The following is a 20,848-nucleotide window of genomic DNA, read 5'->3' on the forward strand; positions in this document are numbered from 1 at the left end:
ACTCGCCCGGGAGGGCGAAACAGCAACTCGCAGCCTGCGCGGAAATGAGCCGAGCACCCACAAAACCTGACGCCGGTTCGACAATCCGGCTTGAGCAAGCCCCTTCCCCGATAATCTGCGAAGAACCTTTTTTTTGGTTCTTCGCAGGAGCCGGCTTGCCGGCGAAAGGCGCGGAGGTATTCGCGGGCGAGTCAGGCGTTCTCGGTGGCGTAGCTGTGCTGCAGCAGCCGCGCGAAGCGCTCGAAGGCGGCGAGGGCGCCGGCATCCGCCTGGCGTTCTTCTTCGGCGCTGAGGGCCAGGCCGTCGAGGAGACGGGTGAAGGTCTTCCAGCCCTCGGCGCGGCCACCTTCCGGCTCGCCCAGGTGGCGGGCGCCGAAGGTTTCGCCGAGGCCCAGGGCGGCCACGCGCCTGATCAGGAAGGCGGCGCCAAGCTTGGATCCCTCGGAGACGAAGAGCCAGCCCAGGGCTTCGGCCCGGCTGACGCCTTCCGGAGCGCCGGCCACCGGGGCCGGAACCCCGGCGCCGAGGTCGGCCAGGTCGTCACGGGCCTGGGCGGCGCGGCAGCGGGCCGGCAGGTCGGGAAACAGCTGCACCAGGGCGGGGTCACGGTAGAGGGGCTGGAGTTCGCTCTGGAACAGGTACTGGGCCTGGACGAACCGCGCGAAGTTCTCCCGGCTGGAAAACGGGTCCTGGGCTTTCACCGCCGCGTCGAGGCGGCTGTGAGGTTCGTGGGTGATCTGGTTCAGTCGCTGGGAGCGTAGCTGGGTCATGGGATGTCCTGTGGATAAGGGTTCAGTTGACGAGACGATGCAGGTTGGCCGGCGCGTAAAATGGCCCCCCTCACGGCGAAAGGGGCGGGGCCGGGTCAGATGTCCCACACCAGGTTCACCGAGAAGTTGCGGCCCGGCCGGGTCAGGCGGTCGAGGTTGGCAGGGCTCAGCACCGAGGCCTCGCCCACGCTGTCGTAGCCGCGCACGTCATCCCACTGCCAGTACTGCTTGTCGGTCAGGTTGAACAGGCCGGCGTTCAGGGTCAGGTCTTCGGTGAGCCTGTAGTAGCCGGTCAGGTCGAGGATGCCGTAGCCCGGGGTCTTGAACTGGCCGCTGGTGCCATCCGGAGCGTTGAAGGCGCTGTCGTCGACACGGGTCTTGCGCTTGACCAGGGTCCAGTTCAGCAACGCGCCGTAGCGCGCCTGTTCGTAGCCCAGGCCGAACACGCCGGTGAGCGGGTTGACGCTGTTCAGCGGCTCGCCATTGTCCTTGTTGCGACCCTGGGCGTAGGCCACCGAGCCGTTGGCGTAGAGGCCGGCCGGGGCGCCGAAGCGGTCAAGGTTCAGGCGACCCCTGAGTTCCACGCCCTTGATGGTGGCGTGGTCGATGTTGTGGGTCTGGAAGGTCAGCTCATCGGAACCGGGGGCTATGGCGTCTTCGTCGATCAGGTCGCGGTACCGGTTGTAGAACAGCGCGACGTCGAAGTAGCCCGCGTCGAAGTTGCCCCGCAGGCCAGCCTCGTAGCCCTGGCTGCGCTCGGGGTCGAGGTTGGGGTTGGGCTCCACGTGGTAGCCGCCGGCCAGGTTCTCGAAGCGCCCGTAGAGCGCCTTGGCGGTGGGGGTGCGGAAGCCCTGGGCGTACTGGCCGTACCAGAGGTAGTGGTCGTCGAAGGCGTAGGTGACGCCAAGCTTGGGCGACAGTTGGTGCCAGTCCTTCCCTTCGCGGCTGATCACGTCGTCATTGCTCTGTTGCACGGTTTCGAGGAATTCCTCGGTGATGTGCGGCTTGAGGCGGGTGTGGTCGTAGCGCAGGCCGGGCAGGAAGGTCCACTGGTTCCAGCGGATCTCGTCCTGGACGAAGAGGGCGTAGGTGTCGATGGTCGGATCGGGGAAGTCGCTGCTGCGCGTCAGGCTGTCGCGGGCACTGGGGGCGCCGACGGCGGTACAGCCAAGCCCCACCGCCAGGCAGGTGCCGCTGCCTTCGCGGTAGCCGGTGACCTTCTGCCGCTTGAGGGTGGTGCCGTAGGTGAGCAGGTGGTCCGTTTCACCCAGGGCGAAGGCCTTGTCCAGCTGAAGGTCGAAGACCCACTGGCGTTCCTTGTAGAGGGTGTCGCGGGTACGCAGCACCTGGCGGGTGATGGGGTAGTAGAACTCCTCGGTGCTCTGCTCGGTCCTGGCATCCTGGTAGTTCAGGCTCCAGCGGGCGTTGTCGGCCATCAGGCTGTCGAGGGCGAAGCGGTGTTCCAGGCCGAAGCGTTCGCGGGTGATGGTGTCGTTGCCCGTACGCCACTGGTACATGCCGCCCGGGAGGATGCTGCCGGGAATGGCCGGCTGGCCGTTGGAGTAGGGGCCGCCATAGGCGCTCTTCTGGTCGGTGTCGACGTCGTCCCGGTACTTCTCGTAGGTCAGCTGCAGGCGGTCGCTGTCGTTGTAGTTCCAGCCCAGCTTGGCCAGCAGGTTGGTGGTCTGCGCGTCTTCCGGATTGGCGCGGGTACGGTCGAGGCCGGTGCCCCCGTGCTCGCCGTAGGATTCGGTTTCGTGGCCGTTGCGCTGGCTGAGGTGGAGCAGGGCGTCGAACTGATCGCGGCGCCCGGCCAGGGTGGCGGAGGTCAGCCAGCTGTCGTCGGCGGAACTGTAGCCGCCCTTGAGGCGGGCGCCGGTGTCGCGTCCGTCCCGGATGATGTCGTCGGCGTCCAGGGTGTAGTAGCTCACCGCGCCGCCGATGGCGTTGCTGCCGTAGAGGGCCGAGGACGGACCGCGAAGGATCTCCACGCGCTTGACGATCTCCGGGTCCACGTAGTTGCGCCGGGTCTGGGCGTAGGGACCGTTGAAGAAGCCGTTGGGGATTTCCACGCCGTCCACCTGAGTCAGGACGCGGTCGCCGTCGATGCCTCGGATGTTGTAGCCGGTGAGGCCCGCACGCTGGCCGGTGCCACCCACGCTGACGCCGGGCTCGTCACGCACGAGGTCCTTGATGCTGTTGACGTTGGCTCGGTCCAGCTGGTCGCGGCTCTTCACGCTGACGGTGACGGGTACCCGGCTGGCGCTCTGGGCGTGGCGGGTGGCGGAGACGGTGAGGGGTTGCAGTTCCAGGCCCGGGGCCGGGACCTTTTCCAGTACCACGTTGCGCTCACCGATGCTGCGGTACTCCAGGCCGGTACCCGCCAGCAGGCGGGTCAGGGCCTGCTGCGCCGGCAGGCGCCCGCTGATGCCGGGGGACACCCGGCCTTCCGCCAGTGCCGCCGGTAATCCCACCTGCCAGCCGGTGACGCCGCTGAAGGCGTTCAGGGCGGACACCAGGGGTTGGCGCGGGATGGCGAAGTCATAGCCCGGTTGCTGGTTTCGACTGCTGGTGGCCGGATTGTCGGCGGCCGTCGCCGGGATGATGGGGACCCCGGCCAGGGCGATGGACAGGGCCAGCAGGGACAGCGTGCGGGTGGACAGCCGGTGCTCGGCGGGGCTCCGGAATGGCTGGTTCATGGAAGGCTCTCTTGTCAGTCCGTCTTTTGGTTATTAATGCGAATCAATTGCATTGGCTTTTGACGGGACGAACGAGCCTTCTCGGTTGCGTAAAAATAATTTCGACGGGGGCGGGCCAGGCCGTGGCGCGGGCGGGCCGGAACCCGCCGGGCGCTCAGTCGAGGATCAGCAGCGCGGGGTATTCGTGGAGCCGCGCGGAGGTGACCTGGGCCAGGGAACGAACCACGCCGATCGGGTCGTCGAGGCGGTAGTTGCCGGTGACCTTGACCTGGCCCAGGTCATCGTCGGCGCTGAGGATCCAGCCCGGGTAGTAGCGGCGCAGTTCCACCAGGACCTGGCTCAGGGGGCAATCCTCGAACACCAGGCGGCCGCGCACCCAGGCAAGCTCCTGGTCCAGGTCGCCCTGGCGCGGATCGCCAAAACCCTCGGGACCGATGCGGATGCTGTCCCCGGCCCGCAGGCTGACCCGGGCGCCGTCCTGGCGGCTGCTGAGGTCGACGCTGCCATGGTGGACGCTGACTTCCGCGGCGTTGCCCAGGTAGCGCACGGCGAAGGCGGTGCCGCGCACCGACACCTGGACCGGCCCGGCCTCCACCTCGAAGGGGCGATCGGGGTCCCGGGCCACGTCGAAGTAGGCCTCGCCCCGGAAGAGGCGGGCGATGCGCCGCTGGTCGTCGATGCGGCTGGAGAGGGCGGAGTCGGTGTTGAGCAGGACCCTGGAACCGTCGGCCAGTTGCAGGTTCTGGCGCTCGCCCACGTCGGTCAGGTGGTCGGCCCTGAGGCGTAGCGGCAGGTCGCTCTCCAGGGCGGCGGCCACCGCCAGCACCAGGCCGGCGGCCAGGGTCAGGGGCTTGAGCAGTCGCCGCCGGGCGGGCCGCGGCGGCTGCAGGCCGGCCTCCAGCTCCCGCGCGATGTCCGCCAGCGCGGGCGATTGCCAGATGCCCCGAGCCTTGTCGAAGGCCGCGCGATGCGCCGGGGCGCGCTCGATCCAGGCCTGGAACTGCGCGCGATCGAGGTCGTCGGCGTCCTCGAGGCGGATCAGCCAGTCGAGGGCTTCAGCCATCACGGCGTCGTCGAGTACGTGGCTGCCGGGGGCGGCGGACTGGGGCATCGGGAAATCCTCGAACGCGGGGAGCGCCATTTTCAGCGCGCGACGGGGGGAGCGAAAGCCCATCATGGGGTTGGCTCCAGGCGGCTGAGGCTTTCCACGCAGATCGCCATGATGAGTTTCAGTTCCTTCTGCACCGTACTGGGCGAGACCTTCAGCCGCTCGGCGATTTCGCCGTGGCCGAGGCCGTGAAGGCGGCTGAGGATGAACATGCGCTGCTGGCGGTCCGTCAGGCGCGACAGGGTGGTGCCCAGGCGCTCCAGCAGTTGCCCGGCGTAGAGGCCGTCCTCGGTGGATGAGGCGGCGTCCGGGATGGCCTCGATCACCGCTCCGGGCAGGTCCTCCACCAGGGTGCGGGACTTCATGCGCATGTGCCGCAGGTGGTCCAGGGCGAGGTTGCGCCCGGTCTGGAAGAGAAAGGGTTCGAGGTGGTCGACGCGCCGCTCCCGCAAGGTGGTGGCGACCCGCAGGTAGGTTTCCTGGACCAGGTCTTCCGCCACGCTGGGGTTTTTCACCATGCGGATGAGGGTGCGCAGCAGCGGGGTTCGTTGGGCGATGAATACGGCGTCGAGCTTGGAGGTGGTCACGGGTGCGTCCAGGATTGAACTGGTCGCGAATGATAATGACTTTTATTTGCACCAAGCAATGGCGATTTGCCCTGCACGGTCGGCGGGGCGAGGGGCAAATCCCTGAAGCGAAAAAACCCGGCAAGAACCGGGTTTTTCGCAGGCGATGTCGCTTACTCCGTGGTCAGGACGCCACGGCGGATCTGGTCGCGCTCGATGGACTCGAACAGGGCCTTGAAGTTGCCCTCGCCGAATCCGTCGTCGCCCTTGCGCTGGATGAACTCGAAGAACACCGGGCCCATCAGGGTTTCCGAGAAGATCTGCAGCAGCAGGCGCCGGTTGCCGCCGTCGGTGGTGCCGTCCAGCAGGATGCCACGGGCCTGCAGTTCGCCTTCCGGCTCGCCGTGGTCGGGCAGGCGGCTCTGGAGCATCTCGTAGTAGGTGGCTGGCGGCGCGGTCATGAAGCGCATGCCGAGGGCCTTGAGCTCGTCCCAGGTCTTGACCAGGTCGTCGGTGAAGAAGGCCACGTGCTGGATGCCTTCGCCGTTGAACTGCATCAGGAACTCTTCGATCTGGCCCGAACCCTTGGAGGACTCCTCGTTCAGCGGGATGCGGATCTTGCCATCCGGCGCGGTCATGGCCTTGGAGGTCAGGCCGGTGTACTCGCCCTTGATGTCGAAGTAGCGGATCTCGCGGAAGTTGAACAGCTTCTCGTAGAAGTCGGCCCAGTAGGCCATGCGACCGCGATAGACGTTGTGGGTCAGGTGGTCGATCAGCTTCAGGCCCGCGCCTTTGGGGTGGCGGTCGACGCCTTCGATGAACTCGAAGTCGATGTCGTAGATCGAGGAGCCCTCGCCGAAGCGGTCGATCAGGTAGAGCGGCGCGCCGCCGATGCCCTTGATGGCCGGCAGGCGCAGTTCCATCGGTCCGGTGGGGATGTCGATGGGCTGGGCACCCAGTTCCAGGGCGCGGGCGTAGGCCTGGTGGGCGTTCTTCACGCGGAAGGCCATGCCGCAGACGGAGGGGCCGTGCTCGGCGGCGAAGTAGGCGGCCAGGCTCTTCGGCTCGTTGTTGAGGATCAGGTTGATCTCGCCCTGGCGATACAGGTGCACGTCCTTGGAGCGGTGGGTGGCGACCTTGGTGAAGCCCATCATGGCGAAGATGGGTTCCAGGGTGTTGGGGGTGGGGGACGCGAACTCGATGAATTCAAAGCCCATCAGGCCCATGGGGTTTTCGAAGATGTCAGCCATTGTCAGGCACCTCAAGCGATTGATTGGAAGTATGGGTCAATGCGAGGTGGCGGGTGGTGGCGCGCAGGAAATCCCCCGCACGCTGCGGGCGAGATGGTCGCCGATGGTGACTTTGAATCCGAGGCTTTTCATGGGCGTGGCCTCAGGCCGGCTTGTCGGCTTGCTGGTCGGGGTGCGCCTGGACGAAGGCCGGATGCGCAAGGGCAAGGGCTTCGACCCGGGCGATCTTCGGATAGTGTGACAGGTCCAGTTCGAAACGGCGGGCCGCATAGACCTGCGGTAGCAGGTAGACGTCGGCCAGGCCGGGCTCGCCGAAGCAGAAGCCGTCGTCGCCGATCAGCGCCTCGATGGCGTTGAAGCCCTCGGCGATCCAGTGACGGATCCAGGCCATCACCTCGGCTTCATCGACCTTCAGGCCACGCAGGCGATTGAGCACGGCGACGTTGTGCAATGGGTGGATATCGCAGCCGATGACGGCCGCCACCGCACGCTGGCGGGCGCGGGCCAGGAGGTCGGCGGGCAGCAGGGCGGGGCTGGGATAGCGCTCTTCCAGGTATTCGAGGATGGCGGGGGACTGGATCAGCAGGGCGCCGTCGTCGGTGCGCAGGCTGGGCACGCGGCCCTGGGGATTGATCGCCCTGTACTCGGGCCTGTGCTGCTGTCCACCGTCCTGGATCAGGTTCACCGGGATGTGCCGGGCTTCCAGTCCCTTCAGGGCCAGCGCGATGCGCACCCGGTAGGAAGACGTGGAACGGTAGTAGGTGTAGAGGTCCATGGCACTCACTCGGCGGCAGGCGTTCCGGAGCGTCCGGGGCCGGCATTATTATTTTCGTAATCAATTTACACTTTGCGTAATTTGCGGGCTGGGGGCGAGGCTGTCAAGGGAATGCGTGCTTGGGCGGCGGGTGAAAAAAGAAGCCCCCGCATCGAGCGGGGGCTGGGTCCATCACTGGTTCTGCCTGGCGTCCTTAACGCCGGCGGTGTTGTTGAGCAGGCTGCCGGTGGCGGTCTGGAGGAAGGCCTCCAGGTACCGTTCGAGGCGCGGGTCGTTGTCTCCGGGGACGCGCTCCACACTGGCGTCGGCGCCCAGTTGGTAACGGTACAGGCGCGCCGGGAAGTCCTTGGGTTGCACCAGTACGCGGTCGTTGCTGACGATGGCCACGGTCTGGTCGCTGCCGGAGGGCTTGATCACGCCGATGCCCGGGTCGTCGGCCGGCAGGTTGAGGAGGTCGCGGCCCCAGCACTGGTGGCGGGTCTCGCCCCCCAGGCGACCCATGATGGTGGGCACCACATCGATCTGGGTGCCGACGCTGTGGTTCAGGCGGCCGAACTTTTCCTGCACGCCGGGACCGATCAGCAGCAGCGGCACGTTGAAGCGGAACAGGTCCATTTCGGTCAACTGCTTGTCGCTGCCGAAGCCATGGTCCCCCACCACCACGAACAGGGTGTCCTTGAACCAGGGCTCCTTGCGCACCTTCTCGAAGAACTGGCCCAGGGCCCAGTCGGCGTAGCGCATGGCGGTCAGGTGTTCGTTATGGACGCCGTGGGCGGTGACGGGCTCCACCGGCAGGTCCTTCGGCAGGGCGTAGGGCGTGTGGTTTGAGAGCGTCTGCAGCAGCGCGTAGAAGGGCTTGTCGGTGGGCATCTTCGCCAGTTCGGCGGCGCCCCGGTCGAACATGTCCTGGTCGGATACGCCCCAGGTCGGATCCATGAACACCGGGTCGACGAAGTCCTCGCGGCCAATGAACCGGGTCATGCCCTGGTTGCTGAAGAAGCCGGACTGGTTGTCCCACTGGAAATTGCCGTTGTAGACGTACAGGTCGTTGAAGCCACGGGCGCTGAGCAACTGCGGCAGGCCCGAGAACTGGTGGGCACCTTCCGGGGTGCGCATCAGGTACTCGAAGCCGGGCAGGTTGGGGAAGCACGCCATGGTGGCGAACATGCCCTGGTGCGTGTGGGTGCCGTTGGAGAAGAAGCGGTCGAAGAGCAGCCCTTCCCTGGCCAGACGGTCGAAGTGCGGGGTGATGCCGGCTTCGCTGCCGAGGGCGCCGACCCAGCGACCGGCGAAGCTTTCCATGAGGATCACCACCACATTGCGGATCGGCAGGGTGCCTTCGGTCGGCGGGGTGAAGTCGCGGCGGATGGCGGCGGTGTCGGTGTCCACCAACCGGTCATGGGGCGTCAGCAGCATCTCGCGCACGCTGGCCAGCGCCTGGTCTTCCGGCAGGGTGGCCTTCCAGGCGTTGTCGCGGTGGGAGGAGAAGCTGTTCTTGGCGGCGTCCACCAGGGTCAGCGTGCCGTTCAGGCCCAACTGGTTGGCGAACATGGACTCGGTGGTGAAGGCGTCGCCCCAGCGCAGCGGCGGTCCCTGGCGCAGATGGCCACGGGCGGCCACCACGGCCACCATCAGGCAGACCACGAAGAGGGCGAGGCGTCCGAACCAATGGGCGTGATGCCGGGGCTTGGCCGCGGCGCTGGCCCGGAGGCGCGGGCGGCTGGCCAGGTCGATGGCGCGGAACAGCTGGTAGAGCAGGGCGGTGGCCAGGGCCCAGGCGACCAGGTAGCGGCCGACGGGGAAGCCGTTCCAGATCATGCTGGCGACGGTGCCCAGGTCCTCCTGCAGGTACTGGAACACCAGGCTGTTCAGGCGCTGGTGGAATTCGCGGTAGAAGTCCAGTTCGCTGATGCCGAGGAACAGCGTCAGGCTGGCGGCGAAGGTCAGCCAGAGGCGGTGCAGGCCGCGCGCGGCCATGGCGCGTGCGCTGAGCAGCGACAGCAGCAGCGGGATGCAGACGAACACCACCACGCGCAGGTCGAAACGCACGCCGTTGGCGAAGGATTCGACGAAGACCGAGGCCGGGGCGTCGCCGATCTGGTCGCTGTTGTAGACCAGCAGGGCGACGCGCAACAGGCTGTACATCACCAGCAGCGCCACGGCGCTTGCCAGGGTGAAGGCCAGGTGGCTCCGGGTGGTGGGCTTGTCCAGGTTGAAGTGGGCGTGGCCGGTGGTCAGGGGTTCCTTGGCGGTCATCGGGTCGGGCATCCAGAGAAGCGGGTGAAAGGGCGATGGCCGGTTGGACCTCGCCGAGGCCATGAAGACCCCGGTGATGGCGTCATGGTTCCTGGCCGGATCGCCAAAGCGGACGGACTGTGCCAGAGCAAATGTGAAGAAAACGTCGTATTCCGGGGCGGGCAGCGTCGAAGCTGTGTCGGACTGTTACCGTGACATAAGTAGGAATGTTCCCGTAGCCACGGTTTCAGCCCAGCCTGCGCTCGCGGATGGCGGCGGCTTCCCGGGTCACCAGGTCGATGAAGGCGTGGGCCAGGGGAGAGCGCTCGTCCCGCCGTCGTACCAGCCACACGGCCGTGGTGGCGCCGGGATCCAGCAAGGTGCGGTAGACCACCCCGTCCACCCGCGTGCGCCGGAACGAGGCGGGCAGCACCGAGACGCCCAGGCCGGCCGACACCAGGCCGATGATGGTCATGGCCTCGCTGGCTTCCTGGGCGATTCGCGGGGTGAAGCCGGCTTCCCGGGCCAGCGCCTGGAGCTGGTCGTAGAGGCCGGTGCCGAAGCTCCGGGGGAAGAATACGAAGGGTTCGTCGGCCAGCGCGCCTACGGAGAGGCCCTCTTCGCTGCCGGCGGCCAGGGGATGGTCGGCCCGCAGCACCGCCACCAGGGGTTCGTTGAACAGCTCCACGGCCACCAGGTTGTCGGGCAGCGCCATGGGACGGATCACGCCCACTTGCACGGTTTCTTCCTGCAGGGCCTTCGCCGTCTCGGCGCTGCTGCCTTCGGTGAGCTCCAGGTGGACGTCCGGGTAGCGCTGGCGAAACGCATGGATGCTGCGGGGAATGGTGGAGGTGAAGGGCGCCGAGGAGGTGAACCCCACCTTGAGTTCGCCCAGTTCGCCCCGGTGCGCTCGGCGGGCCAGTTGCACCGCCTTGTCCACCTGCTGCAGCACCAGGCGGGCCTCGTCGAGGAAGCGGCGACCGGCTTCGGTCAGCTCCACCCGGCGGTTGGTGCGCTCCAGCAGGCGGGCGCCGATTTCCTCTTCCAGGGCCTGGATCTGCTGGCTCAGGGGCGGCTGGGATATGCCCAGTTGTTCGGCGGCGCGACCGAAGTGCAGTTCTTCGGCGACGGCGATGAAGTAGCGCAGGTGCCTGAGTTCCATGGGGTCTCCTTTTGATATGTAAAACATATCAAATCGGTCGAACAATATATTGGAGATAATATAAACCCGCCGATATCCTGTGCCCCATAACCCCAACAACGAACACCCCAGCCCCTGATCCAGGCGGCACGGCCTCGTTGTGCCTGCTCGCCGCAAACGTCCGAAGGTGCCCCGTGAGCCAAGCCCAGGCAGTTGTGAAACCCGCAGAAGAACCGGCGCCTTGTCCGGCGGCCGAGCCCGTCGCCGAGCTGCCCGATGCCGCCGCCAATGACCCCGAGCTTCCCACCTACATCAGGAAGGGCACGCCGCAGTTCCGTCGCACCTCCCTGGCGCTGTTCTCCGGCGGCTTCGCCACCTTCGCCCTGCTGTACTGCATCCAGCCGATGATGCCGGTGCTGTCCAGGGCCTTTGCCATCACCGCGACCCAGAGCAGCCTGGCGCTGTCGGTGTCCACCGCCATGCTCGCCCTCGGCCTGCTGATCACAGGTCCCCTGTCGGATGCCATCGGCCGCAAGCCGGTGATGGTGGTGTCGCTGATCGCCGCAGCGCTGTTCACCCTGGGCAGCGCCGTCATGCCCACCTGGGAAGGGGTGCTGGTGATGCGCGCGCTGGTGGGCCTGGCCCTGAGCGGGCTGGCCGCCGTGGCCATGACCTACCTCAGCGAGGAGATCCATCCGCAGCACCTGGGTTTCTCCATGGGGCTCTACATCAGCGGCAACGCCATCGGCGGCATGAGCGGCCGGCTGATCAGTGGCGTGATGGTGGATTTCGTGTCCTGGCACGCCGCCCTGGCGATGCTGGGGGCCCTGGCCCTGGTGGCGGGCCTGGTGTTCTGGCGGGTGTTGCCGGAATCGAAGCATTTCCGCCCCGCGCCGTTGCGTCCCGCGACGCTGGTGGACGGCTATCGCCTGCACTTCCGCGATGCCGGCCTGCCCTGGCTGTTCCTGACCGGTTTCCTGTTGATGGGCGCCTTCGTCACCCTGTTCAACTACATCGGCTATCGCCTGCTGGCCGAGCCCTATCACATGAGCCAGGCGCTGGTGGGCATGCTCTCGGTGGTCTACCTGTCGGGCATCTACAGCTCGGCCTGGGTGGGTTCGCTGGCGGACAGGCTGGGGCGGCGCAAGGTGCTCTGGGCGTCCATCCTGGTGATGCTGGGCGGCCTGCTGCTGACCCTGTTCAACCCGCTGGGCGTCATCCTCGTCGGCATGGTGGTCTTCACCTTCGGCTTCTTCGGCGCCCACTCGGTGGCCAGCAGCTGGATCGGCCGCCGCGCCCAGCGGGCCAAGGGACAGGCGTCGTCCCTGTACCTGTTCAGCTACTACGCCGGCTCCAGCCTGGCCGGCACCCTGGGTGGCCTGTTCTGGCACCTCTACGGCTGGGAAGGCATCGGCCTGTTCATCGGTGGCCTGCTGGTGCTTTCGGTGGCGGTGGCGCTGCACCTGGCGCGCCTGCCGGTCCTGCCGGGCAACGCCATCAGCCAACCCGCCCACTGACCCGCTCCGCACCTCCGGCACCGCCGGAGGTGCGACATCCTGTCCGCGCCTGTCCTGTGCCGGGCGTCCTCCCGGGCTGGCAGAATGGTGCCCCACCCACCGGCAGAGTGGGACTCCCGCCTTCCATGCGTGCGCAACCCGCTCCTATCCAGACTGGGAAGTACAGCATGAGCATCACATCCGCCGACATCTGCAACGCCGCCGACGCCCTGCTGGGTTTCGTCGGTTTCAACCGCAAGCTGGGCAAGTACATCGTGCGCTTCAGCGAGGACGCCTTCGGCATGGACGTGCCGGATGACAGCATCACGCCCGCCAGCGAATTCGTCTGGGTGGCCAGGGATGACCAGGTGATGACCCTGAGCCGCGAGTGCCTGCAGATACTCAGGGACCAGAACGTCAACGACCGCCTCAACCTGGGCGAGACACTGCAGCTCTACCTGCGCCGCACGGACCTGCCGGAGATCCAGGCCCAGCGCCGGCGCCTCTGAGTGGGCCAGGGCCGGATTGTCGAGTGCGTCCATCATCGGCATCCGGCCCCATGCTAGATTGACCGGCATCGCCCGATGCCGGCCCGTCTCAGCCCAGGACCCATGGATGCGCCTTCTCCCCGATACCTTCAGGAACCGCCTTGCCCTGCTCATCGGCAGCCTCAGCCTCGTCGTCAGCCTGCCCTACTACCTCTATATCGATCGGTTCTATGGCGCCCAGCTGGAGGCCGATCGCGGCAACGCCCTCACCGGGCTGGCCATGTCCGTGGCGACGCTGCTTGCGGAGAACCTGCGGGAGCGGCAACGGGAGATCGACCTGCTGGCGCGCACCCCCATCTACCTGGACGACGATGGCAGGGTGGACAACCGGAAGCTCACCGCCATGCTGGATCGCCTCAAGCAGTCCTACGCCTACTACTCCTGGATCGGTTTCGCCGACATGCGCGGCATAGTCCGCGCCGCCAGTGGCGACCTGCTGGTGGGGCAGGACGTGTCCCAGCGGCCGTGGTTCCAGCAAGGGCGCCAGGGCTCCTTCGTCGGCGACCTGCACGAGGCGGTGCTGCTGGCGAAACTGCTGCCGGCGGAACCGGGCGGCGGTCCGTTACGTTTCATCGATTTCGCCGCCCCGGTGCAGGATGCCGATGGCCGGCAGATCGGCGTGATGGCCTCCCACGCCCACTGGAGCTGGGCGGACGCCATCCTCGGCCGGATCGAGCCGGTGCGCCGGGAGCATCAGGACGTCGAGCTGTTCATCCTCGACGCCCGCGACCGCATCATCTACCCGGAGAACGCCGGCGTGACGCTGGATAATGCCTTCCTGGCGCGCCTGTCGAGCCAGCGCTGGAGCGAGGATGGCCAGTACCTGGCCGCCCTGCGTCCGGTGCCGGAGCTGTTTCCCGATACCCCGCTGAACTGGACGGTGCTGGTGCGCCAGCCCCTCGCGGGCGTGCGCCAGGATGTGGACCAGTTGCAGCGCGCGCTGTTGCTGTTCGGCGCCGGCGCCGCCCTGGTCCTGCTGGTCCTCGCCTGGCTCGGTGCGCGGCGCACCAGCCGGCCCATCGAACAACTGGCGCGCCTGGCGGATCGCATCCGCCGGGGGGACGAGAGCGCGAAGCTGGATGTCCATGCCAGCACCCGGGAGCTGGAGACACTGTTCCAGTCCATTTCCGGCATGGCCGAGACGCTCCTGGCGCGCAAGGGCGAACTGGAACGGGCCAATGAAAACCTGGAGTCCAAGGTGGCCGAGCGCACGCGGCAACTGGAGGACGCCAATGTCCAGCTGGAATCGCTGGCGCGCAAGGACGCCCTCACCGGGGTGCTCAACCGCCTGGCCGCCAATGAGCGGCTGGAGGAGGAGTTCCGCCGCCTGCAACGCACCGGCTCGGTCTATTCCGTGCTGCTGCTGGACATCGACTACTTCAAGCGCATCAACGACACCCATGGGCATGACGTGGGCGACCAGGCGCTGCAGTTCACCGCCCTGCTGATTCGCGCCAGCATCCGTGCCACGGACTTCCTCTACCGCGTCGGTGGCGAGGAGTTCCTCGTGCTCCTGCCCGCCACGGGCCAGGAGGATGCCCTGGGCGTGGCGGAGAAGATCCGTGCCACGGTGGAGTCCACGCCGGCGCCGGTGGTGAACCGCATCACCCTGAGCGTCGGCACCGCCCAGGCGAGGCCGTCCGACCGTAACGCCGAGAGCGTGGTGAAGCGCGCCGACCAGGGCCTCTACGCGGCCAAGGGAGCCGGGCGCAACTGCATCATGGCCTGCATGGACTGACGGCCAGGGTGGGGCGCCGGAGGCGGTGCTATAACTGAACACCTCGGGTGACCCCATCTGGAGGGCGCCGCCATGGCCCACCGAGGACCTCTCCTGCTGTTGCTGGTCGTGCCCGCCGCCTGCGCCTGGGGCGCGGACGGGGGCTACGACGGCCCGCTCGATGCGCCCGGCCAGGCTCCGCGGCCCTATGTGTCGCCACCGCCCCGCGCCTTTCCCGACCCGCCGCCGGAAACCTTCGTCGTAGTGCCGGACGACCACCGCTTCCGCGATGCCCAGCCACCTCGGGTCAGCACCGAAGAACCCCAGGTGCTGATCCGCACCTTCGATCCGGAACTGGGTGTCTATCGCGACGCCGAGGTGCGGGACCGGGAGGGCAACCGCGACGGAGCGATCGACTGCGAGGTGGAGGACTGTGCGCAGTGATGGGGCTCGGGGCACCCGGTGCCGATGCGCTTTAGGCGCGAGCTTGCTCGCGAACGGCTCCGCAGCCTTCGCCGGCAAGCCGGCTCCTACAAGACCACGTGCGGTGCCGATGCGCGGTAGGAGCGAGCTTGCTCGCGAACGGCTCCGCGCGCTTCGCCGGCAAGCCGGCTCCTACAAGACCACGTGCGGTGCCGATGCGCGGTAGGAGCGAGCTTGCTCGCGAACGAGTCCGCGCGCTTCGCCGGCAAGCCGGCTCCTACAAGATCACGTGCGGTGCCGATGCGCGGTAGGAGCGAGCTTGCTCGCGAACGGCTCCGCAGCCTTCGCCGGCAAGCCGGCTCCTACAAGATCACGCGCGGTGCCGATGCGCTTTAGGCGCGAGCTTGCTCGCGAACGGCTCCGCAGCCTTCGCCGGCAAGCCGGCTCCTACAAGATCACGCGCGGTGCCGATGCGCGGTAGGAGCGAGCTTGCTCGCGAACGGCTCCGCAGCCTTCGCCGGCGAGCCGGCTCCTACAGGAGGGCCGCGCCGTCGGCAACCTCGCGGCTCCTTTCCCCGGCACCGCGCGGCCCGAAGCGCTTGCGGTAGTCCATGGGCGAAAGTCCGACCATCCTGGTGAACACCTTGCGGAACGCCGCCGGGTCCTGGTAGCCGACGTCCCAGGCGATCTGGTCCACGGTGCGATTGGTCAGCTCCAGCAGCTCCCGAGCCTTGGCCGCGCGCAATTGCTGGCAGTACTCGGTGGGGCGCAGGCCGGTGGCCTGCTGGAAGCGCCGCAGGAAGGTGCGTTCGCCCAGCCCCGCCTCGGCGGCCATGGCGGCGAGGCTGACGTGGCGGGCGTCCCGTTGCAGCCAGCGCTGGACCTTCAGCACCGCCTCGTCGCCGTGGGTCAGCACGGGCGTGAAGCGGCGGAAGTACTGCTGGGAGTGGCGGGTCAGGTCCAGCACCAGGAAGCGTGCGGTGTCCGCTGCGATGGTGGGCCCCAGCAGCCGGTCCACCAGGGCCAGCCCCAGGTCCGTCCAGGCCATCACGCCGCCGGCGGTGATGATGTCGCCGTCGTCCACCACCAGCTTGTCGGCGTCCACGGTCAGCTCCGGAAAACGCTCGCCCAGGTCCCGGGCCAGGCTCCAGTGGGTGGTGAGCACACGCCCGGCCAGCAGGCCGGTGCGGGCCAGCAGGTAGGCCCCGGCGCAGACCGAGCTGAGGGTTGCGCCTGCCGCATGGCGCTGGCCGAGCCAGGCGGTGAAGGGCGCCAGTGCCTCGTCCGCCGGCAAGGGGCCGAGGCAGGGCGGCAGGATCGCCACGCTGGGTTGGCCCGTGGCCCCGGGATGGCTGTCCAGCTGGCAGCTGATGCCGCCGGCCGCGTCGGCGCCGAAGTGGCGCGTGCGCAGCACCGGCAACGCCGCGCCCGGGTGCTCGGCCGCCATGCGGTTGGCCACCGAGAACAGGTCCGAAAGGCCATGGGCGGCCGCCAGCTGGGCGCCGGGGTAGAGGAGGATGTCGATCTCCAGCAGGGGCGTCATTGTCAGTTCTTCCTGCGAATTTGTCGGTCGCGCCGATCCTCGACCGGCGCCGGAAGGTTCATCTTGGGCCCCACGAACCCAACCAACAACCCGAGGAGAATCCCCATGAGCAAACAGGCCCTGGTCGTCGTCGATATCCAGAACGATTACTTCCCCGGCGGTCTCTGGACCCTGACCGGTGCGGACGCGGCCGCCGACAACGCCGCGCGACTGATCGCCGACGCCCGCCGGCGCGGCGAACTGGTGGTGCATATCCGCCATGAATTCCCCACCCAGGACGCACCCTTCTTCCGTCCGGGTTCCGAGGGCGCGCAGCTCCATCCCAAGGTGGCCAACCTGGCCGAAGAACCCGTGGTGCTGAAGCACTACATCAACTCCTTCCGCGAAACCGAGCTGAAGGCGGTGCTGGATCGCCACGGCATCGAGCGGCTGACCGTCGTCGGCAACATGAGCCACATGTGCGTGGACGGCATCACCCGCGCGGCGGTGGACTTCGGCTACCCGGTCACCGTGATCCACGATGCCTGCGCCACCCTCGACCTGGAGTTCAACGGCACCCGCGTCCCGGCGGCCCAGGTCCACGCGGCGTTCATGGCCGCCCTGGCCTTCGGCTACGCCCAGGTGGTCTCCACCGAGCAGTTCCTGGCGGGCCAGGCGGCCTGAGGCGCGCTGTTCCTTGAACCGGGCCTGGCCCCTGTTATAGGTTGTCGCCCCCGCAACCGCCCAGGGGCCAGACGTTCAGACGCCTGGCCTATGCTTGAACCAAGCCGATCGCCTGACCCCGGAGTCCCCATGAACGACCACACCCTTCCGCCCGAGTACCTGGCGTTTGCCGAAGAACTGGCCGACGCCGCGGCGCGGGTGACCCTGACCTATTTCCGCCTGCCCCTGGAGGTGGAGAACAAGGAAGCGGAGCGCTTCGATCCCGTGACCCTCGCCGACAAGGGCGCCGAGCGGGCCATGCGCGACCTGATCGCCCAGCGTTATCCCGGGCACGGCGTGCTCGGCGAGGAAGAAGAGAACCTCAAGGGCGAGGAGCCCTGGACCTGGGTGCTGGATCCGGTGGACGGCACCCGCTCCTTCATCAGCGGCATTCCCCTCTGGGGCACCCTGATCGCCCTCAACGACGGCACCCGCCCGGCGCTGGGCGTGATGGACCAGCCCTTCACCCGCGAGCGCTTCATCGGCGATGGCGCCAGCGCCTCGCTCAACGGCCGTCCGATCAGGACCCGCGCCTGCCGCGACCTGGCCGACGCCACCCTGATGGTCACCAGCCCGGAGCATTTCCTCCAGCCGCCCTACAGCGACGCCTTCCAGCGCCTCTCCAGCCAGGCCCGCCTGGTGCGCTACAGCGGCGATTGCTACGCCTACTGCATGCTGGCCCTGGGGCTGGTGGACGTGGTGCTCGATCCGGGCCTCAAGCCCTATGACATCCAGGCCCTGATGCCCATCATCCAGGGCGCCGGCGGCGTCGTGACCCGCTGGGACGGCGGCGACGCGCAGGACGGTGGCGACGTCATCGCCTGTGGCGATCCGCGCCTGCATGCGCAACTGCTGGAGCTGCTGCGCTAGCGACTTGAACGAAGAAGCCCCGCCGATTGGCGGGGCTTCTTCGTATTGGGCCGGCAGCCCGCGTTGGGCGATCAGCTCGTCCCGTGGCGGCAGGTGCCGGGTGCAGGGTGTGGACGGGTCAGAGCCCCAGCTCCGAAAGCCCCGGATGGTCATCGGGACGACGGCCCAGGGGCCAGCGGAACTTGCGCTCCGATTCCTGGATGGGCATGTCGTTGATGCAGGCGTAGCGGTTGGCCATCAGGCCGTTCTCGTCGAACTCCCAGTTCTCGTTGCCATAGGAGCGGAACCAGTTGCCCGAATCGTCGCGCCACTCATAGGCGTAGCGCACGGCGATGCGGTTGTCGGTAAAGGCCCAAAGCTCCTTGATCAGGCGGTAGTCCAGTTCCCTGGCCCATTTCCGGGTGAGGAAGGCCTTCGCCTCGGCGCGGCTCGTGGCGAACTCGGCACGGTTGCGCCAGCGGGTGTCCAGGGTGTAGGCCAGCGAGACCTTTTCCGGGTCGCGGCTGTTCCAGCCATCCTCGGCCAGGCGAACCTTCAGGAGGGCTGTTTCACGGGTGAACGGGGGAAGTGGCGGGCGAACGGCTTCTTCAGAGGACATGGGCATGTCTCCAGTACAGGGTTGGACAAGGAAGTGAAGGTGCCCGCCGGGGGTGGTCGTTACCGGCGGATGAGCGCCCGCGCCATGGCTTGCGCATCGTCCGCGTAGCTTGGATCACCGAGGAGGTGGGCGGCGTTGATGGCGCCCTCTATCAGGATCAACAGCTGCCTGGCCAGGGCATCCGGATAGTCAGCGCCAAAATCGAGGCAAATCTCCCGCACGAAGCCGAGCAGCTTCTCCTTGTGCTCCCTGGCCACCTGGCGGACCGGATCGTCGGGGTCGCCCGTCTCACCGGCGGTGTTGACGAACGCGCAGCCGCGAAAGCCGTCGGAGCCGAACCACTGCCGGAGCACCGTGAACAGGGCGAGCAGTTGCGCCTCGGGTGATTCCGCCCGGCGAACTTCCGTCCTGAACCAGTCCATCCAGCGTTCGTCGCGCCGCCGCAGCACCGCTTCGACCAGGTCGTCCTTGGTGCCGAAGTGCGTGTAGATACTCTTTCTCGCCACGCCCGAGGTCTTCACCAGGAGGTCCATGCCCGTGGCGCTGATCCCCGTGCGGTAGATCAGGTCTTCGGCGGTATCGAGAAGTCGTTCGCGGACTTCGGAGGTTGATTTGCTGTTCATGGAAGTGATGGTAGAACGATCGTTCTCTGCGTGCAATGCCTTGCGCGGAAAAGTTACGAACGGTCGCCTCATCCTCGTGTCGCCCGCCTTCCAGCGGGAGCGTGGCGCGGAGGGTCGGAGCGAGCCCGAATGGATGAGTCGACCGCCCTGTTTCAGCCTTTCAGCGTGCGGGTCCAGGCGGCCAGCGCCTGCATCTGCTCGGTGATCAGCCCGTGCAACCGCTCGTCCACCAGGTCGCCGTGCTCGTTGAAGCTGCCGGAAAAGGCGTTGGCGAAGACCTCCGGCTTGTTCAGCGGATGGAGGTCGAGGAAGACGCAGGACTGGCGCAGGTGGTACTGCGCACGGGAGGTGCCCATGCCGCCACCGGAGCCGAGGATGGCCACCGCCTTGCCGGCCAGCAGACCGTTGTTCGGCTCCCGCGAGGCCCAGTCGAGGATGTTCTTCAGGGCCGGCGCCATGGAGTAGTTGTACTCCGGGCAGGCCAGCACCAGGGCATCGGCCTGGCCGATCTGCGCCAGGACCCGCAGTACCGGGGCGGGCTTCTCGGTGATGTCGGCGTTGTAGAAGGGGATATCCGACAGCTCGGCCACGTCCAGTTCCACCCCGTCGGGCAGGTGAGCGGCGACTGCGCGCAGCAGCCCCCTGTTGGTGGACTTCTGGCGCAGGCTGCCGGCGATGCCAAGGAAACGCAGGGACATGGGGAGGACTCCTTCCTGAGGGTGGTTTTCGACAGTGGAGAAGGGGCTCGGGCCACGGGCGGGCCCGCTGCAGGAAAGCGTAGGCAAGTTTCCTGACCTTTCCGCGGCAATCGTCGCACCGCCGTCGTTCGGTCAGCGCGGCCTTGGAGGAAGGGGCGCGATAGCGAGGCTCAGTCCGGGCCGATGTCCGTGAGGCTGGCCTGGGGCAGCGCCTGCTGCTCGCGGATGCAGAACAGCACCATATGGAAATCGCTGCGCCATTCCGCTTCGCAGCGACGTCGCACCGGGCCGCTGTAGAGGGCGATGGCCTCGGCTGAACGGCGCTGGTCCTCCTGGCAGTAGCTGCGCATGGCTTCGCCGTTCCATTTGGCGTCGCAGAAGGATCGGATGACGGAATCATCCGCCAGGGCGCTGGTGGCGAAACCGCTGGCGATCAGGGTGGCAGTGGTGACAAGTCGTTTTCTGTAAGGCATGGCCAGACTCGCTTTCCCATTCGTGTGGTGGCCGTCCTGGCCCGCGAACTACCGGATGCTGCATTGGAGGAAGCCCATCTGCGCCGCTGCGGATCCACCCCGCACTGCCAGCATGCACAGTGGGGGAGCAGTCTAGTCCAGGGTGGGGCGGAGCGACCGGAGCTTGGTGTCGCGGTCGACGGGTGGTGCTCCTGGTGAGGGCGGGGATTGGAAGTCCAGTGTCGGCACTCGGATCCTTGCGCCTGCGGGCCCTGTCGTTGTTGCCGAAATAGCGGTGCATCAGGAGCGAGGTGTTCTAGATAAGAGGCGAGTTTGCCCTGCTAACCCTGTTCCGCTCAGTTGGCCGAATCGTGCAATGGACTCGTTTGCCCAATTTCTGGCATCACTTCTCCGGTGCTTAGCCACCAGCGGTATTGGGGGTAGAGCTTTCCGAGGATCTCGACTTCCTCTGCACCAACTCGAGCCTTTCCACGCTTGATGCTTACCCAGCGCGGGTAGTTCGTATCGCCAGCCTTTGCGAGATCCGTCAGGCTGGCCATTCCGATCAATAGCAATGCTCTATCGGTTATCGACATATCAATCCAATAAAACGATCGACTTTAGACTATGTCTA

Annotated in this window: 20 protein-coding genes; 6 read left to right on the plus strand and 14 right to left on the minus strand. The window is 67.2% G+C overall.

The genetic code is table 11. From position 1 onward, the window contains the following. Positions 1–191 precede the first annotated feature (191 nt). The 8 genes from KF707C_RS07510 to KF707C_RS07545 all read right to left on the minus strand — a co-directional run bounded on the left by KF707C_RS07510 (position 192) and on the right by KF707C_RS07545 (position 10,565). On the minus strand, positions 192–770 hold the full coding sequence (locus tag KF707C_RS07510) for a biliverdin-producing heme oxygenase (RefSeq protein WP_003454463.1): 579 nt from the start codon (positions 768–770) through the stop codon (positions 192–194). Positions 771–865: 95 nt separating this feature from the next. Beyond that, positions 866–3,469 carry a TonB-dependent receptor gene (locus KF707C_RS07515; protein WP_003454461.1) on the minus strand — a complete coding sequence of 868 codons (2,604 nt, stop codon included), beginning with the start codon at positions 3,467–3,469 and terminating at the stop codon, positions 866–868. Positions 3,470–3,623: 154 nt separating this feature from the next. Further along, positions 3,624–4,580, minus strand: coding sequence for a FecR family protein (locus KF707C_RS07520; RefSeq protein WP_036993491.1), 957 nt, complete (start codon positions 4,578–4,580; stop codon positions 3,624–3,626). Between the two features lie 62 nt (positions 4,581–4,642). Then, positions 4,643–5,164: an RNA polymerase sigma factor gene (locus KF707C_RS07525; RefSeq protein WP_003454458.1), complete on the minus strand. Its 522-nt coding sequence runs from the start codon at positions 5,162–5,164 to the stop codon at positions 4,643–4,645. A 152-nt stretch (positions 5,165–5,316) separates the two neighbouring features. Next, complete coding sequence (hppD, locus tag KF707C_RS07530) at positions 5,317–6,393, minus strand: 4-hydroxyphenylpyruvate dioxygenase (protein ID WP_003454456.1); 1,077 nt, start codon at positions 6,391–6,393, stop codon at positions 5,317–5,319. A 142-nt stretch (positions 6,394–6,535) separates the two neighbouring features. Then, the gene (gene maiA, locus KF707C_RS07535; RefSeq protein ID WP_003454454.1) at positions 6,536–7,168 is read right to left on the minus strand and encodes a maleylacetoacetate isomerase; all 633 of its coding nucleotides are present in this window, start codon (positions 7,166–7,168) and stop codon (positions 6,536–6,538) included. 171 nt (positions 7,169–7,339) lie between these two features. Further along, a complete protein-coding gene (locus KF707C_RS07540; protein ID WP_003454453.1) occupies positions 7,340–9,424 on the minus strand; it encodes an LTA synthase family protein in 2,085 nt (694 codons plus the stop codon). Positions 9,425–9,650: 226 nt separating this feature from the next. Further along, on the minus strand, positions 9,651–10,565 hold the full coding sequence (locus tag KF707C_RS07545) for a LysR family transcriptional regulator (protein WP_003454447.1): 915 nt from the start codon (positions 10,563–10,565) through the stop codon (positions 9,651–9,653). 173 nt (positions 10,566–10,738) lie between these two features. Between KF707C_RS07545 and KF707C_RS07550 the strand changes: the two genes are divergently transcribed. The 4 genes from KF707C_RS07550 to KF707C_RS07565 all read left to right on the plus strand — a co-directional run bounded on the left by KF707C_RS07550 (position 10,739) and on the right by KF707C_RS07565 (position 14,749). After that, a complete protein-coding gene (locus KF707C_RS07550; protein ID WP_003454442.1) occupies positions 10,739–12,061 on the plus strand; it encodes an MFS transporter in 1,323 nt (440 codons plus the stop codon). 167 nt (positions 12,062–12,228) lie between these two features. Beyond that, positions 12,229–12,549, plus strand: a complete 321-nt coding sequence (locus tag KF707C_RS07555) for a DUF2025 family protein (protein ID WP_003454440.1) — start codon at positions 12,229–12,231, stop codon at positions 12,547–12,549. Positions 12,550–12,655: 106 nt separating this feature from the next. Next, complete coding sequence (locus tag KF707C_RS07560) at positions 12,656–14,326, plus strand: sensor domain-containing diguanylate cyclase (RefSeq protein ID WP_003454437.1); 1,671 nt, start codon at positions 12,656–12,658, stop codon at positions 14,324–14,326. A gap of 72 nt (positions 14,327–14,398) precedes the next feature. Further along, the gene (locus KF707C_RS07565; protein WP_003454435.1) at positions 14,399–14,749 is read left to right on the plus strand and encodes a hypothetical protein; all 351 of its coding nucleotides are present in this window, start codon (positions 14,399–14,401) and stop codon (positions 14,747–14,749) included. Between the two features lie 511 nt (positions 14,750–15,260). Here the strand turns inward: KF707C_RS07565 and KF707C_RS07570 are convergent. Then, positions 15,261–16,271 (minus strand): GlxA family transcriptional regulator, encoded by a 1,011-nt coding sequence (locus tag KF707C_RS07570; protein ID WP_003451059.1) that lies wholly within the window; start codon positions 16,269–16,271, stop codon positions 15,261–15,263. A 105-nt stretch (positions 16,272–16,376) separates the two neighbouring features. On the opposite strand from KF707C_RS07570, the gene KF707C_RS07575 reads away from it, so the two are divergent. Continuing rightward, positions 16,377–16,934, plus strand: a complete 558-nt coding sequence (locus KF707C_RS07575; protein ID WP_003451058.1) for a cysteine hydrolase family protein — start codon at positions 16,377–16,379, stop codon at positions 16,932–16,934. A gap of 129 nt (positions 16,935–17,063) precedes the next feature. Next, the gene (gene hisN, locus KF707C_RS07580) at positions 17,064–17,843 is read left to right on the plus strand and encodes a histidinol-phosphatase (RefSeq protein WP_003451057.1); all 780 of its coding nucleotides are present in this window, start codon (positions 17,064–17,066) and stop codon (positions 17,841–17,843) included. A 118-nt stretch (positions 17,844–17,961) separates the two neighbouring features. Here hisN and KF707C_RS07585 read toward each other — a convergent pair whose 3' ends face one another. From KF707C_RS07585 to KF707C_RS07605, 5 genes are all read right to left on the minus strand, one after another. Then, positions 17,962–18,441 (minus strand): nuclear transport factor 2 family protein, encoded by a 480-nt coding sequence (locus tag KF707C_RS07585; RefSeq protein WP_003451056.1) that lies wholly within the window; start codon positions 18,439–18,441, stop codon positions 17,962–17,964. Between the two features lie 59 nt (positions 18,442–18,500). Then, positions 18,501–19,064, minus strand: coding sequence for a TetR/AcrR family transcriptional regulator (locus tag KF707C_RS07590; RefSeq protein WP_036992538.1), 564 nt, complete (start codon positions 19,062–19,064; stop codon positions 18,501–18,503). Between the two features lie 152 nt (positions 19,065–19,216). Beyond that, positions 19,217–19,762: an NADPH-dependent FMN reductase gene (locus KF707C_RS07595; RefSeq protein ID WP_003451053.1), complete on the minus strand. Its 546-nt coding sequence runs from the start codon at positions 19,760–19,762 to the stop codon at positions 19,217–19,219. A 170-nt stretch (positions 19,763–19,932) separates the two neighbouring features. Then, positions 19,933–20,235 carry a hypothetical protein gene (locus KF707C_RS07600; RefSeq protein WP_003451035.1) on the minus strand — a complete coding sequence of 101 codons (303 nt, stop codon included), beginning with the start codon at positions 20,233–20,235 and terminating at the stop codon, positions 19,933–19,935. Positions 20,236–20,570: 335 nt separating this feature from the next. Next, entirely contained in the window at positions 20,571–20,810 is a 240-nt protein-coding gene (locus KF707C_RS07605) for a DNA-binding protein (RefSeq protein WP_081608070.1), read from the minus strand. Between the last annotated feature and the right edge of the window lie 38 nt (positions 20,811–20,848).

This window comes from Pseudomonas furukawaii (assembly GCF_002355475.1).
GTDB lineage: Bacteria > Pseudomonadota > Gammaproteobacteria > Pseudomonadales > Pseudomonadaceae > Metapseudomonas > Metapseudomonas furukawaii.